15 protein-coding genes and 1 other RNA gene are annotated in these 14,666 nt (G+C 71.8%); 6 read left to right on the top strand and 10 right to left on the bottom strand.

Going from position 1 to position 14,666, the window contains the following annotated elements:
• Window positions 1–54: 54 nt before the first annotated feature.
• The 5 genes from P7L68_RS08375 to ffs form a co-directional block, all read right to left on the bottom strand.
• Window positions 55–456, bottom strand: coding sequence for a VOC family protein (locus tag P7L68_RS08375; RefSeq protein WP_372004126.1), 402 nt, complete (start codon window positions 454–456; stop codon window positions 55–57).
• A gap of 27 nt (window positions 457–483) precedes the next feature.
• A complete protein-coding gene (locus P7L68_RS08380) occupies window positions 484–1,290 on the bottom strand; it encodes a helix-turn-helix domain-containing protein (protein WP_372004128.1) in 807 nt (268 codons plus the stop codon).
• A gap of 16 nt (window positions 1,291–1,306) precedes the next feature.
• The gene (locus tag P7L68_RS08385; protein WP_014746202.1) at window positions 1,307–1,630 is read right to left on the bottom strand and encodes a YbaB/EbfC family nucleoid-associated protein; all 324 of its coding nucleotides are present in this window, start codon (window positions 1,628–1,630) and stop codon (window positions 1,307–1,309) included.
• Window positions 1,631–1,728: 98 nt separating this feature from the next.
• On the bottom strand, window positions 1,729–3,861 hold the full coding sequence (locus P7L68_RS08390; RefSeq protein WP_372004130.1) for a DNA polymerase III subunit gamma/tau: 2,133 nt from the start codon (window positions 3,859–3,861) through the stop codon (window positions 1,729–1,731).
• Between the two features lie 101 nt (window positions 3,862–3,962).
• Window positions 3,963–4,061: signal recognition particle sRNA small type (ffs, locus tag P7L68_RS08395), an RNA gene on the bottom strand.
• A 179-nt stretch (window positions 4,062–4,240) separates the two neighbouring features.
• On the opposite strand from ffs, the gene nudC reads away from it, so the two are divergent.
• The 6 genes from nudC (at window position 4,241) to P7L68_RS08425 (ending at window position 10,436) form a co-directional block, all read left to right on the top strand.
• Window positions 4,241–5,206 carry an NAD(+) diphosphatase gene (nudC, locus tag P7L68_RS08400; protein ID WP_372004132.1) on the top strand — a complete coding sequence of 322 codons (966 nt, stop codon included), beginning with the start codon at window positions 4,241–4,243 and terminating at the stop codon, window positions 5,204–5,206.
• A 50-nt stretch (window positions 5,207–5,256) separates the two neighbouring features.
• Window positions 5,257–5,949 carry a response regulator gene (locus P7L68_RS08405; protein WP_372004134.1) on the top strand — a complete coding sequence of 231 codons (693 nt, stop codon included), beginning with the start codon at window positions 5,257–5,259 and terminating at the stop codon, window positions 5,947–5,949.
• Complete coding sequence (locus tag P7L68_RS08410; protein WP_372004136.1) at window positions 5,936–7,405, top strand: sensor histidine kinase; 1,470 nt, start codon at window positions 5,936–5,938, stop codon at window positions 7,403–7,405. The genes P7L68_RS08405 and P7L68_RS08410 overlap by 14 nt, the downstream gene beginning before the upstream one ends.
• Window positions 7,406–7,510: 105 nt before the next feature.
• A complete protein-coding gene (locus tag P7L68_RS08415; protein WP_372004138.1) occupies window positions 7,511–8,440 on the top strand; it encodes a glycosyltransferase in 930 nt (309 codons plus the stop codon).
• Window positions 8,437–8,781: a lipid-A-disaccharide synthase N-terminal domain-containing protein gene (locus P7L68_RS08420; protein ID WP_372004140.1), complete on the top strand. Its 345-nt coding sequence runs from the start codon at window positions 8,437–8,439 to the stop codon at window positions 8,779–8,781. The genes P7L68_RS08415 and P7L68_RS08420 overlap by 4 nt, the downstream gene beginning before the upstream one ends.
• The gene (locus tag P7L68_RS08425; protein WP_372004142.1) at window positions 8,778–10,436 is read left to right on the top strand and encodes an ArnT family glycosyltransferase; all 1,659 of its coding nucleotides are present in this window, start codon (window positions 8,778–8,780) and stop codon (window positions 10,434–10,436) included. The genes P7L68_RS08420 and P7L68_RS08425 overlap by 4 nt, the downstream gene beginning before the upstream one ends.
• A gap of 7 nt (window positions 10,437–10,443) precedes the next feature.
• On the opposite strand, the gene P7L68_RS08430 is transcribed toward P7L68_RS08425, so the two are convergent.
• From P7L68_RS08430 to exbB, 5 genes are all read right to left on the bottom strand, one after another.
• Window positions 10,444–11,634, bottom strand: coding sequence for a PA0069 family radical SAM protein (locus tag P7L68_RS08430; RefSeq protein WP_372004144.1), 1,191 nt, complete (start codon window positions 11,632–11,634; stop codon window positions 10,444–10,446).
• Window positions 11,635–11,709: 75 nt separating this feature from the next.
• Window positions 11,710–12,249, bottom strand: a complete 540-nt coding sequence (gene moaB, locus P7L68_RS08435; RefSeq protein ID WP_372004146.1) for a molybdenum cofactor biosynthesis protein B — start codon at window positions 12,247–12,249, stop codon at window positions 11,710–11,712.
• Window positions 12,250–12,360: 111 nt separating this feature from the next.
• Window positions 12,361–13,200, bottom strand: coding sequence for an energy transducer TonB (locus tag P7L68_RS08440; RefSeq protein WP_372004148.1), 840 nt, complete (start codon window positions 13,198–13,200; stop codon window positions 12,361–12,363).
• Window positions 13,197–13,655 (bottom strand): TonB system transport protein ExbD, encoded by a 459-nt coding sequence (gene exbD, locus P7L68_RS08445; RefSeq protein ID WP_372004150.1) that lies wholly within the window; start codon window positions 13,653–13,655, stop codon window positions 13,197–13,199. The genes P7L68_RS08440 and exbD overlap by 4 nt, the downstream gene beginning before the upstream one ends.
• 4 nt (window positions 13,656–13,659) lie before the next feature.
• The gene (gene exbB, locus P7L68_RS08450) at window positions 13,660–14,643 is read right to left on the bottom strand and encodes a tonB-system energizer ExbB (protein WP_372004152.1); all 984 of its coding nucleotides are present in this window, start codon (window positions 14,641–14,643) and stop codon (window positions 13,660–13,662) included.
• Between the last annotated feature and the right edge of the window lie 23 nt (window positions 14,644–14,666).

The following is a 14,666-nucleotide window of genomic DNA, read 5'->3' on the forward strand; positions in this document are numbered from 1 at the left end:
CCATCAGAATACAGGTTTCAGTACGTCTTTGTCATGCCTGTTCGCGCAGATGGTTCACCCGCCCACCGGGCCGCAGACCTCGATCAGCAGGCCGTCGGGGTCGTGGAGGAAGGCGACCAGCTGGCCCCAGGGCTGGCGGACGGGGGCGACGGCGAGTGTGGCGCCGGACGAGACGGCGCGGGCGACGGTGGCCTCGACCTCGGCATCGGGGACCACGAAGGCCAGTTCGGTGCCGAAGGGCGGGGTCTGGCCCGCGGTGCCGGGGTCGACGCCCAACTCGCGGATCAGCCCGGGGGTTGCGAAGGCGAGGGTGGTGGTGCCGGTGTCGAGTTCGATATAGCTGCCGCTTTCATGGATCAGCCGGGCCGTGAGGCCGAAGACGGCTTCGTAGAAGCGGGCGCTGCGGGCGACGTCGGGGACGTGGCGGATGACATAGCCGAGCGTGGCGGGGGTCATGGTCTCTCTCCGGGGTTGGATACCGGATCAGTCTGCCCCCCGGACGGGGTCGGCGTCTTGAAGCTTTCGGACACCCAGCTCCGCCAGCAGCCGGCCGGTGGAGAGGCCGGTGAGGGCACGGGTCTCGCGGGTCATGTGCGGCTGGTCGGCGAAATTAGCCGAAACGGCTAATTCGGCGAGAGAAATAGCCGGATCGGCTACTACGGTGGCGAGCAGCCGCTGCAGCCGGAAGATCCGGGCGAGGTGGCGGGGGGAGAGGCCGGTGGCGCGGCGGATGGCGCGGTCGAAGCGGCGCTGCCCGAAGCCATGGGCGGCTGCGGTCTTGCCGACCAGTGCCGGCGCGTCAAGAGCCGCCAGTGCGGCCGCAAGCGCCGGGTCGGGCAGATGGCGGCGGCGGGTTTCGGCCAGGCCCGCGAGTGCTGCGGCGAGTGCCTGGCGGGACCGGGCATCCCGGGGCCGGTCGAGCAGGCGCCGGGCGGCGTCGCGCAGGGGCTGCGGCAGCAATGGGGCCGCATCGGGCGACTGGCCGAGAAGATCGCGGGGGGTACAGTCGATCAGGGCGCCGAGACAGCCGGGGCGGAAGCGCAGGCCCAGGCGCTGCCGGCCGGGCCGGTGGTCCACCATCCGGGCGACGGGATCGGTGCCGGCCAGGATGAGTTCGGGATCGGCACCGCCACCCCAGGCCAGGATCAGATCCATGCAGCCATCAGGCAGAACCAGGAACGGGGCCGCGGGCCCGGCGGCGGCCCGCGACGACCACACCGCCCGAACCAGCCCGCCAAGGGCCGGGGGCGGCGGGGTCTCGACATAGGCGGCCCCGCCGGTATCGGTCATGGGACTGCCGACGGGATCAGAAGGGCAGGTTGCCCATGCCGGGGATGTTCAGCCCGCCGGTCATCTTCTGCATCTCGTCGTTGACATAGGTCTCGACCTTCTTCTTCGCGTCGTTCACCGCCGCGACGATCAGGTCTTCCAGCATCTCGACCTCTTCCGGATCGACCAGCTTGGGGTCGATCTTCAGGCTGCGCAGCTCGGACTTGCCGGTCATCACCGCAGTGACCATGCCGCCGCCCGACTGGCCGGAGATCTCGACCTTGGCGAGCTGCTCCTGCATCTCGGCCATCTTCGACTGCATCTTCTGGGCCTGCTTCATCAACTGGCCGATGTTGCGCATCACAAGGGCTCCTCGGGTCGGGATCGGATGTTGGCTGCTATATAAAGGCGGGGGGCGGCCGGCGCCAGCCCTGCACCGCCCCGGCGGGCGATGCGCGGTCAGAAATCCGCAAACCGCGCATCGTAATCGGCCCCGGCGGCATCCTCGTCGCCGGCACCATAGGCCTCTTCGTCGAAGATGCCGTCGAACATCTCGGCATCCAGCCGCTCGATCTCGGTCTGGCCGCCGCCTTGTTCGGCAGCAGTGCCGGCGGCGAAGATCGGGGTGACGGCTTCGAGCGTCGCCCCGGGGAAGGCCGCGAACACGGCCTCGACCATCGGATGGCGGCGGGCCAGCGCCAGCATGCGCCGGTTGCGCATCTCGTCGTACTGCACCAGCGTCGGCGTCGCCCGTGCGGCGGCGGCCAGCGCCGGATCGTTGAGGGCGCCGGCCGCCAGCACCTGCCAGGGGGCGTCGTCGATCCGGCTCAGCAGATCCTGAAGCTTCGTGGCGAGCCCGCCATCGGTCCCCGGCTCGAAGGCCAGCACCAGCCGGCGTTCGGCAGCCGTAACCGTAATTTCGGCGACATGGGCCGCGGCGCGCAGTTCCGGCACGATCCGGATCTCCCGATGCCGGCGCAGCAGGTCGATGATCTCGCGCCAGCGATCGAGCCTGGTGCGGATCTCGTCGGGCAGCAGCTGCTCGGGTTCGGCGGCCGGTTCGGGCCTGGTTGTCGGCTCGGATCTGGTTGTCGGCCCGGATTTTGGGGCCGGCACGGGTTTGGGGGCCGCGGGTGCAGGCTTCGGGGCCTCGACCGGACGTGATGTCTCGATCTGACGTGATATCTCGACGGGGCGCGGGGCCTCGATCGGACGTGGAGAAGGGGCCGCGCGGGGCGGTTCGAGGGGGCGCCGGTTTGGCGCCGCCGGGGTCGGCGCTTGAGACGCCCCGGCGGCCGGGCTAGGGCGGGGCGGGGGCCCTCCGGAGCCACCACCCGCAGGGCCGCCCGTCCCGGCATCCTTCAGCATCCGGGCAAGCTCGGCCGGGTCGGGCAGGTCGGCGGCATGGGCCAGACGGATCACCACCATCTCGGCCGCAGCCTGGGGCACGGGGGCGAGGCGCACCTCTCCCAGACCCTTGAGCAGCATCTGCCAGGCGCGGCCCAGATGGGCCATGCCAAGGCGCTGGGCGATGCGATGGGCGGCATCGCGCTCGGCCGCGGTCAACACCGGGCCCTTGCCCTCGGCACCGGCCAGCTTGACGCGGGTCATCAGGTGCACCAGCGCCAGCATGTCTTCCACGATCACCGCCGGATCGGCACCGGCACGGGCCTGATCATCCATGATCGCGAGCGCAGCGGCGACATCGCCCGACAATGTCCGGTCCAAGAGGTCGACCACGATCGCACGGTCCGCGAGGCCCAGCATGTCGCGGACCTGATGTTCGGTGACGCGGCCGGCGCCATGGGCGATGGCCTGGTCGAGCAAAGAGAGGCCGTCGCGCACCGACCCGTCGGCGGCCCGCGCGATCAGCGCCATGGCCGCATCGTCGATCTCTGCCCCCTCGATCCCGGCAATGCGGGAGAAATGGGCGGAGAGCACCTCGGGCTCGACCCGTTTCAGATCGAAGCGCTGGCAGCGCGACAGCACCGTCACCGGCACCTTGCGCAGTTCGGTGGTGGCGAAGATGAACTTCACATGCGCCGGCGGTTCCTCAAGCGTCTTGAGCAGCGCGTTGAACGCGCTGGTCGAGAGCATGTGGACCTCGTCGATGATGTAGATCTTGAACCGCGCACCGACCGGGCGATAGCGCACGCCCTCGATGATCTCGCGGATGTCGTTGACGCCGGTGCGGCTGGCCGCGTCCATCTCCAGCACGTCGACATGGCGGTCCTCGACGATCATGCGGCAGTTCTCGCACACCCCGCAGGGCGCGGGTGTCGGCCCGCCGGTGCCGTCGGGGCCGGTGCAGTTCAGCGCCCGGGCGATGATACGGGCGGTCGAGGTCTTGCCCACGCCGCGCACGCCGGTCAGCAGGAAGGCATGGGCCAGGCGGCCGGTCTCGATCGCATTGGTCAGCGTGCGGACCAGCGCATCCTGGCCGATCAGCTCAGCGAAGGTGCGGGGGCGGTATTTGCGGGCGAGAACGCGGTATTCGACGGGCGTCCCCGTTGCGGCTGATCCCGTCGCCGTGGCGCCGCCGGCCGCATCTGCGGTCGGGGCTGGCTCTGCGGCGATGTCGGATGCGGTCATGCCGGGTTCCGGTCGGGATCTCTGGGAAGAGGGCGGCGCGGCCCGGAAGAGGGATCGAGGCAGGCAGGCGAGGACAAGTGAGGTGGAAGGCTGGCAAATGAGGTGGAAGGCTGGACAGCGACCCGGATCGCAACTCGTTACGGCTGCTGCCTTCCGGCCCTGACCGGGTTGGCGAGGCTCTCCGTCCGCGCCAGCCTTCCGCGGGTCACTATGGGGATGAGGCCCCCGGTTTGCAAGCCCGCTGTGCAGCCTCCGCGGGAGGCGGGCCGGCGGATGCGGCGGCGTGCCGGCGGCGGGACAGCCCCGGGCGATGGTGCTATCGTTCCCGCCATTGCCGTGAAGAGCCGCGAAGTTCCGCCAAAGTCCGAGGACGACCCCGATGTACGACCCGCATGATCCCGACCGCCCCAATGTGCTCGCCGGCCTGCGCATCGATCGCGCCGGACGCCACCGCCGGGATCCGGACTGGATCGCCGCCCGCGCCGCCGCCCCGGAAGCGCGCAGCGTGCTGATCTGGCGCGATCAGACGATCGTGGCCCCCACGGCCGGCGGTATGACCATGGCGCTGCTGGCGGAACTTGGCCGGCTGATCGATGCCGCCGGCGACCTGCTGGAGGATCCGCCGGTCTTTCTGGGCGATATGGACGGCCGGCCGGTCTTTGCCGTGGACGTCACCCGCGTCGAGGATCTGCCCGGGCTGATCGGCCGCCTGCCCATGGACGATCCCGCCATGGAGGCGGCCGCCGCGATCCCGATCGATCTGCGCCAGGCGGCCGCGACGCTGGACCCGCAGCAGGCATCCCTGGTCGCCTATGGCAGGGCGATGGCCTATTGGCACAGCCGCCACCGGTTCTGCGGCGTCTGCGGCGCACCCACCCGGTCGGAGCAGGGGGGACATGTCCGCCGCTGCACCGGCTGCGGTGCCGACCATTTCCCGCGCACCGACCCGGCGGTGATCATGCTGGCGCACAAGGACGACTGGTGCGTGCTGGGCCGCCAGCCGCGCTTTCCGGCCGGCATGTATTCCACGCTGGCGGGGTTCGTGGAGCCGGGCGAGAGCCTTGAGGAATGCGTCCGCCGGGAAATCGCCGAGGAGGTCGGCCTCAAGATCGGCAAGGTGACCTATCGCCACAGTCAGCCCTGGCCCTTCCCCGCCTCGCTGATGGTCGGCTTCCGGGCCGAAATCCTGGAAGGCGGGCCGCTGGATGTCGATCGCCACGAGCTGGAAGACGCGATCTGGGTGCAGCGCGACGAGTTGAAGGATCCGGAACTGTCGCCGGTCAGCCTGCCCAACCGGATCTCGATCGCCCGCCGGCTGATCGATGAATGGCTGGCCGAAGGCTGACGGCGCAGGGGGCGGAAGGAGGCGGGAACGGGGAGGCGACGGGAACCGCCATGCGGGTGCTGCTGGTCGAGGATGACGATCGCCTGTCGGAAGGCGTGGTGATGGGCCTGACCTCGGCCGGATTCGCGGTCGACCGGGTCGAGGACGGCGAGGGGGCCGAGGCGGCCCTCGCCGTCGCCGGCTTCGATGTGGTGGTGCTGGATCTGGGCCTGCCGGATGTCGACGGGCTGGAGCTGGTCCGCCGCTGGCGGGGGCGGGGGCTGACCGTGCCGGTGCTGATCCTGACCGCCCGCGACGGCATCAGAGACCGTGTGGCGGGGCTGGATGGCGGGGCGGACGACTATCTGCCCAAGCCCTTCGCCATGCCCGAACTGGTGGCACGGGTTCGGGCGCTGATGCGCAGGCCGGGCGGGGCGCTGGGCCTGACGATCACCTGCGGCGACCTTACCTTCGACACGGTCGGGCGCGAAACCAGGGTCGGCGGGCGGCTGGTGCCGCTGGGCCGGCGCGAGACCGCGCTGCTGGAGGTGCTGCTGCGCCGGCAGGGCCGGGTGGTGCCGAAGGATTCGGCCGAAGCCGCGGTCTATGGCTTCGACGATGCCGCAAGCGCCAACACGCTGGAGGTGCTGGTCCACCGGCTGCGCAAGCGGCTGGAGGGCGCCGGCTCGGCCGTGCGCATCCATACGCTGCGTGGTCTGGGCTATCTGCTGGACGGCGGCGAGGGCGTCGATGGCGGGGCCTGAAGCGTATGATCGGGGGCGGCATGATCGCGGCTGGTCGCTGAGCCGGAGGGTTGCGGTTCGCGCGGTGCTGGCGGCCCTGTTGGTTCTGGCGGCCATGCTGACGGCGCTGGTGCTGGAACTGCAGGATGTCCGGGGTGATCTGGACGACCAGTCGCTTCAGACCCAGGCCCGCCAGGTGCTGCGCCATCTGACCATCGGCGCGGGAGGAGACCCGGTCTTCGATCCGCCGGCCGCGATCGCGGCGCTTTATGCCGATCCGGCGGGGAACGAGGCCTTCGCGCTGCTCGACGAGGCCGGAGGTTTCCTGCTGGGCTCAGCCGGGGTCCGCGGACCGCTGAGCGAGCTGCTGCCGGCCGCAGGCAGCCGCACCGCCGCCGATGCCGACCCGCACGGGCTGGGTGATCTGGGACACCCCTTCCGCGGCGAGGCCGCCGGGCGCCCGGTCACCGGCACCGGCTTCCGGGTGCAGGTCGACGGCCGGCCGCTGATCCTGCAGGTGGGCCAGGGAGATGACCATCCGGATGTGCTGGCCGACAGCCTGATCGAGGAATTCCTGGAGACGGCCGCCTGGTGGGTGATCGGATCCTTCACCATGCTGATCGGGGTGACGTTGTGGACGATCCGCGCGGGTCTGGCGCCGTTGCGGCGGCTTTCCGCCAGCGCAGCCCGGATCGGACCCGCAACCAGCGGCGTGCGCCTGGGCCGCGGGCCGGAGGGCGGCAACCTGCCGCGGGAGGTGGTACCGCTGGTCGCCGCCATCGATGGTGCGCTCGACCGGCTGGACGGGGCGCTGGAGAACCAGCGGGTGTTCGTGGCCGATGCGGCGCATGAGCTGCGCACCCCGATCGCCGCGCTGAGGGCGCGGATCGAGGCGACCCTGCCGCCGGATCAGGCCGCGCGGGTCACACCGGATTTCGACCGGCTGTCGCGGCTTGCCGACCAGCTGTTGCGGCTGGCCGAGGTCGACACACTGGCGGTGACGCCGGCGGATCGGGCCGATCTGGCCGCGGTGGCGCGTGACGTGCTGGCCGAACTGGCGCCACTTGCCGTGCAGCATGGCCGCAGCCTGGCGCTGGACGGCGCCGAGCGGCCGGTACCGGTGCAGGGGCGGGCCGAACCGCTGGCCCGCCTGCTGCGCAATCTGGTGGAAAACGCCCTGGCCCACAGTCCTGAAGGCGGCACCGTGGCCGTCCGGCTGGTGCCGGCGCCGGCCGGCGGTGCCGAGGGGCCGGAGTTGCTGGTGGACGATAACGGCCCCGGCATTCCGCCCGATCGCCGGGCCCGGATCTTCGAGCGGTTCTGGCGGGCCGACCGCCGGCGTGGCGACGGCGCCGGTCTGGGGCTTGCGATCGTGCAGCGGATCGCCGATGCCCATGGGGCGGGGATCACCGTCGAGGATGCGCCCGAAGGCGGGGCGCGCTTCCGCCTGCGCTTTCCGCCGCCGGTGCGGGGATGAGGCGGGGGCCGGCGTAAGCGACGGGTAAGGCCGCGGGCCTAGGGTCATGCGGACCAGGATGCCGTGCCGGCATCGATCCGAACCCATAGCGAGCGAGGCCCTGCCATGCTCTCCACGCTTTCCACCCGTGATCCGGTTTCTGCCGATCCGCTGATCAGCGTGGTGATGCCGGTCCGCGACGAGGCGGCCGCGATCCTGCCCCTGATCGCCGAGATCCATCGGGCGTTCACCATGCCGGACATCCTGGCCGGCGGCTACGAGATCATCGCCGTCGACGATGGCAGCAGCGACGGATCCGACCGCCTGCTGGCCGCGGCGGCCCTGGCCGATCCGCGGCTGGTTGCGATCGCCCATGATCGCGGTCGCGGCCAGAGTGCGGCGATGACCACCGGCTTCCGGGCGGCGCGCGGGCGGGTGATCGCCACGCTGGATGCCGACGGCCAGAACGACCCGGCCGATCTTGCCCGGCTGATCCGGCGCTGGATGATCGAGGCGGGCGGGCCCGCGCGCGGCGTGATGGTGGCCGGCCATCGCCGGGGCCGGGCCGACGGCGCCTGGCGCAAGCTGGTGTCGCGGGTCGCCAACGGCATCCGCAGCCGGGTGCTGCAGGACGGCACCCCCGACAGCGGCTGCGGGCTGCGCGTGATCGCCCGCGACGACCTGCTGGCGCTGCCGCTGTTCGACCATGCCCATCGCTTCATGCCGAGCCTGGTGACCGCCGCCGGCGGCCGGGTGGTGTCGGTGGAGGTGACGGATCGCCGCCGCCGGGGTGGGCGATCGAAATACCGCACCCTGACCCGCGCCCTGCAGGGCATCGTGGATCTGGCCGGGGTCGCCTGGCTGCAGCACCGGCTGCGGCCGCTGGACCCGATCGGCTGCGCGCTGGCCATGCCCGCCCCCTCTGCCATGCCAGCCCCCTCTGCCATGCCAGCCCTGTCTGCCGGGCCGGCCGGATTTGCCCTTCAGAAGCCGTCTGCGGCCGCCGGACCGGCGGCATCCCGGGCGGCGATCAGCAGCGGAGAAGCCGCAGCATGACCCTGTTTGGCGCAATCCTTGATGCCATCACCCCTTCGGATGACCGGCTCGACCTGTGGCTGATCCTGGGCTTTGCCGGCCAGGCGCTGTTTTCCGCCCGGTTCGTCGTTCAGTGGGTGGCGAGTGAACGCCGCCGGCGCAGCTATATCCCGGTGCTGTTCTGGTATTTCAGCCTGGGCGGCGGCGCGCTGCTGTTCGTTTATGCGGTGAAGCGGGGCGACCCGGTGTTCATCGCCGGCCAGGGCATGGGGCTGCTTGTCTATCTGCGCAATCTGGCGCTGATCCGGAAAGAAGCGGCGGCGTCGCGCCGGCCGGCCGATATCGCGGTATCTGCCGGATGACCACCACCACGACGGGACATGCCGCCCGCCCGGGCCTGGCCCGCACGGCTGCGGCCGATCTTGTGCTTGCAGCGGCCATGCTGCTGGTGCTGGGCGTGACCGCCATTCTGTTCCGCCCGCCGCTGCCGGTGGACGAGACCCGCTATCTGAGCGTGGCCTGGGACATGGCCCGCGCCGGCAACCTGCTGGTGCCGCATCTGGATGGCCAGGGCTATACCCATAAGCCGCCGCTGCTGTTCTGGGCGATCCGCCTGGTCTGGGCGGTGGCGGGCGTTTCGGAAACCGCCGCACGCCTGGTGCCGGTGGGGTTTACCGCCGGTCTGCTGTGGGCGACCCACGCGCTTGGCCGCCGGCTGTGGCCCGACCGGCCCGGGGTGGCGTCGCTTGCCCTGCCGCTGCTGGTGGGCATGGGGCCGGTCACGCTGTTCGCCACCATGGTGATGTTCGACGTACCGGTGGCGCTGGGGGTGACGATCGCGCTGATCGGCCTGCATGATCTGGCCCGTCGCGGCCGGCCGCGGGATATGGTGGTGGCCGGCCTGGGGCTGGGTATCGGCCTGCTGGCCAAGGGGCCGGTGGCGGCGGTGTTCGTGCTGCCGGCGCTGATCGCGGCCCCGCTCTGGGCGGGCCGGGTGCCGCCCGGGGGGTGGACGCGCTTCGCCCTCAAAGGGCTGGGGGCCGTGGCGATCGGCATCGCCATGATCCTGGGCTGGGCCCTGCCGGCGGCGCTGGCGGGCGGGCCCGAATTCGCCCGGATGCTGCTCTGGGGCCAGACCGCCGGCCGGGTGGTGCAGGCCTTCGACCATGCCCGGCCCTGGTGGTTCTATCCGGCCATCCTGCCCGCGATGCTGCTACCCTTCCTGGTGGTGCCCGCCTTCTGGCTGCGGCTGCGCGACAGCCTCTCCGGCCGGCCCGATGCGGGCAGCCGCTTCTGTCTGGTCGTCGCCGGTGGTGCCTTTCTGGTGATGAGCTTCGTCAGCGCCAAACAGATCCACTACCTGCTGCCGGCGCTGGGGCCGGTGGCGCTGCTGCTGGCCCGCATGGCCGACGGTGCGCCGATGCCGCCGCTGAGCTGCCGGCTGCGCCGGATCTGGCTGCTGCCGGCGGCACTGGTGGCGGTGGCGGGCATCGTCGCCGCCCTGCCGCCGCTGGTCGGGCGGCTGCCCGGCATGTCCGGGACGTTCATCGCCTGGGGGCCGCTGGTGGTGGCGCTGGTGGCGGGGTTTCTGGTGGTGGTGGCCGCGATCCATGCCTCGCCGGATCTCGACCCGGCCGCGGCCTTCAAGCGCGCGGCGCTGGCCTGGGTGGCGGTGCTGGTGATGCTGAACCTCTATGGCGGGTCCGGCCTCTTCCGGGCCTTCGACATCCGGCCCGCGGGGCGCGAGGTCGCCCGGCTGGTGGCGGCGGATGGCGGGCCGGTGGTGTTCGTCGGCGGCAGCCATGACGGCCTGCTCGATTTCCAGGGCCGGCTGACGGCACCGGTGGCGGAATTCCCGGCCGGAGCCGACATCACCCGCTGGGCGTCGGACAACCCCGGCGGCATCATCGCCGGACGCATCGATGCCTGGGGTGTGCCCGACTGGCCCCCCGCCTGTGTCCAGCCTTTCCGCGGCCGCCGGATGGCGGTCTGGCGGGCGGCGGACCGACCGCAGTGACGGGGAGTTACCCCCGCCCGAACAGATCCATCTGGCCCGCACGCTCCGCTCTTGTGGGGCGGGCCGGCGGGGTGAACAGGGACGTGGTGAGCTTGTATGAGCGCTCGTTCAGGCCAAGCCTGCGGCAGGCGAGGCGGAAGCGGTCGGCGATCAGCTTCGCCTCGGTGCCGGTGCCGGTCATCCGCCGGCCGAAGCCGCTGTCGTAGAGCGCGCCGCCGCGGGTGGCGCGCACGGCGGCCAGAACCCGCTCGGCCCGGGCCGGGCGTTCCAGGCGCAGCCATTCCTCGAACAGGCCGGCGATTTCCCGCGGCAGGCGTAGCATGATCCAGCCGGCGCGCACCGCGCCCGCCTCTGCCGCGGCGGCGAGAATGCCCTCCAATTCGTGATCGGTGAGGCCGGGCACCAGCGGGGCCGCCATCACCGTCACCGGCACGCCGGCCGCGGCCAGGCCGCGGATCGCCTCAATCCGGCGGGCGGGGGTGGCGGCGCGGGGTTCCATGGCGCGGGCAAGGCCGGCATCCAGCGTCGTGACCGAGACGGCCACCTGGGCGAGGCCGGCGGCGGCGGCCGGCGCGATCAGATCCAGGTCGCGGAGCACCAGGGCCGATTTGGTGATGATCGCGAAGGGGTGGCGATGGCGGGTCAGCACCTCGATCGCGGCCCGGGTCAGCCCTTCGGTCTTTTCGGCCGGCTGATAGGGATCGGTATTGCCGCCGATGGTGATGGTGGAGGGGACATAGCCGGGCTTCGACAGGTCGCGGATCAGCGCCTCGGCCAGGCCGCGCTTCACCTCGATCACCGTTTCGAAATCGAGCCCCGGCGACAGGCCGAGATAGGCGTGGCTCGGCCGGGCATAGCAGTAGATGCAGCCATGCTCGCAGCCCCGATAGGGGTTGATCGAGGCGTCGAAGGGGATGTCGGGGCTGTCGTTGCGGGCCAGCGCCGTGCGGGCGGCGACGCTGCGCAGCTCGGTTCTGCGGCGCGCCCCGGCCGGCGCGGCGGACGCCGCCTCGGCCTCGGCCTGGCCCCAGCCGTCATCGGCGGCCTGATGGCGGAAGCGTTCGAACCGGCCGTCGCGATTGCTGACCGCACCCCGGCCGCGATGCGGGTCGAGACCGAGCCGTGCCGCGGCGGCCGCACGATCGGCCTCGGCCTGGCGCTGGCCGGGCCGTCGGGTCAGGGGCTTGAAGGGATCCATGGGCGACCTCCCCGCGAACATAACGGGAACATCGCCGCACTATACGGGGTCGTGGCCCGGCTGTGAAGCCCGCGATCAGGCTTCGTGTTCGCGCAGCCGGGGCATCAGTTCGACGAAATTGCACGGGCGGTGACGGTTGTCGAGCTGCAGGACCAGGATCTCGTCCCAGGCATCGCGGCAGGCCGACGTCGAGCCGGGCACGGCGAAGAAATAGGTGCCCTTCGCCACGCCGGCGAGGGCGCGGGACTGGACGGTGGAGGTGCCGATCTTGGCGAAGGACAGCCAGCGGAACAGCTCGCCGAAGCCCTCGATCGGCTTCTCGATCACCCGGCGCAGGGCTTCCGGGGTGACGTCGCGGCCGGTGACGCCGGTGCCGCCCGTTGAGATGACGACGTCGATTTCGGGATGGTCGGCCCAGGCTGCGAATTGCGCGGCCAGCTGGTCTTCGTCGTCGGGCAGGATCAGCCGGGCGGCGAGATTATGGCCGGCTGCGGCGATGCGGCCGGCGAGCAGGTCGCCGGAGGTATCGGTCTCGGGCGTGCGGCTGTCGGAAACCGTCAGCAGGGCGATGTTGACGGCCAGAAACGGGCGGCTCTCGTCGATGCGGCCGGGCATGGGGGATCCTCCGCCGGTGGTCGGGTGGGGCTGAAGGCTAGCCCGACCGGGGGCGGAGGTCCAGGACGGCGAGGGTGCGGCCGCCCCCTCAGCGCAGCGAGAAGATGAGTCTCAGCGCAGCGAGAAGATGACGGGGACCACGAAGGTGAGTTCCGTCGACGGGATGTCGGCCGGCGGCGGCGGCAGCGGATCGGCGCGCTTCATCATGGCCAGCGTCTCGCGGTCGAAGAGCGCATTGCCCGACGGCCGCTCGATCGACGAGGCGAGCACATGGCCCTCGCGGTCGATGCTGAAGCGCAGCGTCACCTGGCCCTGCTGGTTGCGCAGCTGGGCCTGGCGCGGATAGCGGCGATGGCGTTCCAGATGGGCGAACATCTCCGCCTGCCAGCTGCGCGCGGCATCGGTGGTCATGTAGGAGGCGGGCGCCGAGGGCGCGGGCGGACCGGCCGGGGCCGAGGACTGTGTCGGTGCGGCGGGGGCGCCCGATGCCTGGGCGGTCGCGTTCTCGGGCACCGTCTCCGGCGGCTGTTCGACCGGCTTCTGCACCTTGGGCGGCACGGGCCTGGGCGGCGTGCGGACCTGCACCTTGGGCGGCGCCGGCGGCTTGGGTTTCGGCTTCGGCGCCACCTGCAGGGGCTCCGGGTCCGGCACCGGCACGGGCGGCGGTGGCGGCAGATCGGGCAGGTCGGGCTCCACCACCTCGGGCTCGGGGGCCGGTGCCGGGTCGGGCGCGGCTTCCTGGGGCGGGGTGGGCGCGGGCGAGGGCGGTGCGGCCGGCAGCGGGGCGAGGTCGATCATCACCGCCGCTTCCGGCAGCGGCGGCGGCGGGGTCATCTCCCAGGGCGCCGCTGCGACGAGCAGCGCGCCGCCGTGCAGCGCCAGGATCACCAGCCCGGCAGCCCCCCAGCGAACGGCGCCGGGGGTGCGCAGCATGTCGGCGCCGGCGCTCATCTGGCGGCGGCCTGCTGCTGCCCGGCGGCCGCGGCCGCCGCGGTGGCGGATTCAAGGCCGACCAGGCCGATCTTGAGATAGCCGGCCGTCCGGAGCTCGTTCATCACCCCCATCAACTGGCCGTAATCGACGCTCTGATCCGCGCGGAGCAGGATGCGCTCATCGGGATTGTTCTGCGTCGCCTTGTCCAGCGCCGCCCTCAGCTGGTCGCGCGGCACCGCCTCTTCGCCGAGCGCCAGGCTCAGATCCTGTTTGATGGTCAGGAAGACCGGCTTGGCGGGGCGCGGCTGGGGCGTGGCGGTGGAGGTGGGCAGGTTGACCGGCACATCGACGGTGGCGAGCGGGGCTGCGACCATGAAGATGATCAGCAGCACCAGCATCACGTCGATGAAGGGGGTGACGTTGATTTCGTGCGATTCGGTCAGATCGTCGCCGTCGTCGAGCCTGGCTGCCATGGGATCAGCCTCCGATCGTCTGGGCGGGGACGACCGCGATGCCGCCGCGGTCCAGATCGCGTGAGACGAGACGTGCGACCGCTGCCGAGGCATCGGCCAGCTCGGCGCGGTAGCCGGTGATGGCGCGGGCGAAGATGTTGTAGATGATCACCGCCGGGATCGCGGCGACCAGGCCGATGGCGGTGGCGAGCAGCGCCTCGGCGATGCCGGGGGCGACCACGGCCAGATTGGTGGTCTGGCTTTCGCTGATGCCGATGAAGCTGTTCATGATGCCCCAGACCGTGCCGAACAGGCCGACGAAGGGGGCGGTGGAACCGATGGTCGCCAGGATGCCGGTGCCGCGGGCGATCATCCGCCCGGCGCGCGCCTCGATCCGCGCCAGGCGCGAGGCCACGCGGGATTCAAGGCCGGCACCGGATGCCGGCGGCCGGCCGGCGGTCACCTCGCGGGTGATGCGGGTCTCGGCCACGGCCGCGCGGACCAGGGCGGCGGCGGGGCCGCGCTGGCCGTCCATCTCGGCCACGGCTTCGGCCAGGCTGCGGACCTCGTCGAGCGTCGCCAGATCGCGGCGGACCCGGCGGCGGGCGGCGGCAAGTTCCAGGCTCTTCACCAGCCAGACCGTCCAGGTTGCGACCGAGGCGAGGGCAAGACCGGTCATCACCGCCTTCACCACGATGTCGGCGGCCATGAACATGCCGATCGGCGACAGGTCGTGGGGCAGGGTGCCGGTCATGGCCTCATCATCGGTCATGGCCTCATCATCGGCCATGTCCTCGGCGTCCGCGGCTGCGGCCGCTGCCTGATCGTTGGTTGCGTCGGCCGGCAGGACTTCACCGCCCGCGGGCTGCGAGGGCGTGGCCGCCGGGCGGGCCGCCCCGGCTGTCGCCGGGGCGGCCGTGATCGTCGGGCTTTGGGCCATCGCCGGGGCCGCAACCGTCATCGCAAGCAGGATGGCGGCGGTGAGGTGTCTGAAAGCCGTGTGGCGCATCGGGTGGGCACTGCCTCGAGCAG

This window comes from Tistrella mobilis (assembly GCF_041468085.1).
Classification (GTDB): domain Bacteria; phylum Pseudomonadota; class Alphaproteobacteria; order Tistrellales; family Tistrellaceae; genus Tistrella; species Tistrella mobilis_A.

Coding starts and splice junctions, on each gene's coding strand:
- P7L68_RS08375 (WP_372004126.1), bottom strand. CDS start 456: ATGACCCCCGCCACGCTCGGCTATGTCATCCGCCACGTCCCCGACGTC.
- P7L68_RS08380 (WP_372004128.1), bottom strand. CDS start 1,290: ATGACCGATACCGGCGGGGCCGCCTATGTCGAGACCCCGCCGCCCCCG.
- P7L68_RS08385 (WP_014746202.1), bottom strand. CDS start 1,630: ATGCGCAACATCGGCCAGTTGATGAAGCAGGCCCAGAAGATGCAGTCG.
- P7L68_RS08390 (WP_372004130.1), bottom strand. CDS start 3,861: ATGACCGCATCCGACATCGCCGCAGAGCCAGCCCCGACCGCAGATGCG.
- nudC (WP_372004132.1), top strand. CDS start 4,241: ATGTACGACCCGCATGATCCCGACCGCCCCAATGTGCTCGCCGGCCTG.
- P7L68_RS08405 (WP_372004134.1), top strand. CDS start 5,257: ATGCGGGTGCTGCTGGTCGAGGATGACGATCGCCTGTCGGAAGGCGTG.
- P7L68_RS08410 (WP_372004136.1), top strand. CDS start 5,936: ATGGCGGGGCCTGAAGCGTATGATCGGGGGCGGCATGATCGCGGCTGG.
- P7L68_RS08415 (WP_372004138.1), top strand. CDS start 7,511: ATGCTCTCCACGCTTTCCACCCGTGATCCGGTTTCTGCCGATCCGCTG.
- P7L68_RS08420 (WP_372004140.1), top strand. CDS start 8,437: ATGACCCTGTTTGGCGCAATCCTTGATGCCATCACCCCTTCGGATGAC.
- P7L68_RS08425 (WP_372004142.1), top strand. CDS start 8,778: ATGACCACCACCACGACGGGACATGCCGCCCGCCCGGGCCTGGCCCGC.
- P7L68_RS08430 (WP_372004144.1), bottom strand. CDS start 11,634: ATGGATCCCTTCAAGCCCCTGACCCGACGGCCCGGCCAGCGCCAGGCC.
- moaB (WP_372004146.1), bottom strand. CDS start 12,249: ATGCCCGGCCGCATCGACGAGAGCCGCCCGTTTCTGGCCGTCAACATC.
- P7L68_RS08440 (WP_372004148.1), bottom strand. CDS start 13,200: ATGAGCGCCGGCGCCGACATGCTGCGCACCCCCGGCGCCGTTCGCTGG.
- exbD (WP_372004150.1), bottom strand. CDS start 13,655: ATGGCAGCCAGGCTCGACGACGGCGACGATCTGACCGAATCGCACGAA.
- exbB (WP_372004152.1), bottom strand. CDS start 14,643: ATGCGCCACACGGCTTTCAGACACCTCACCGCCGCCATCCTGCTTGCG.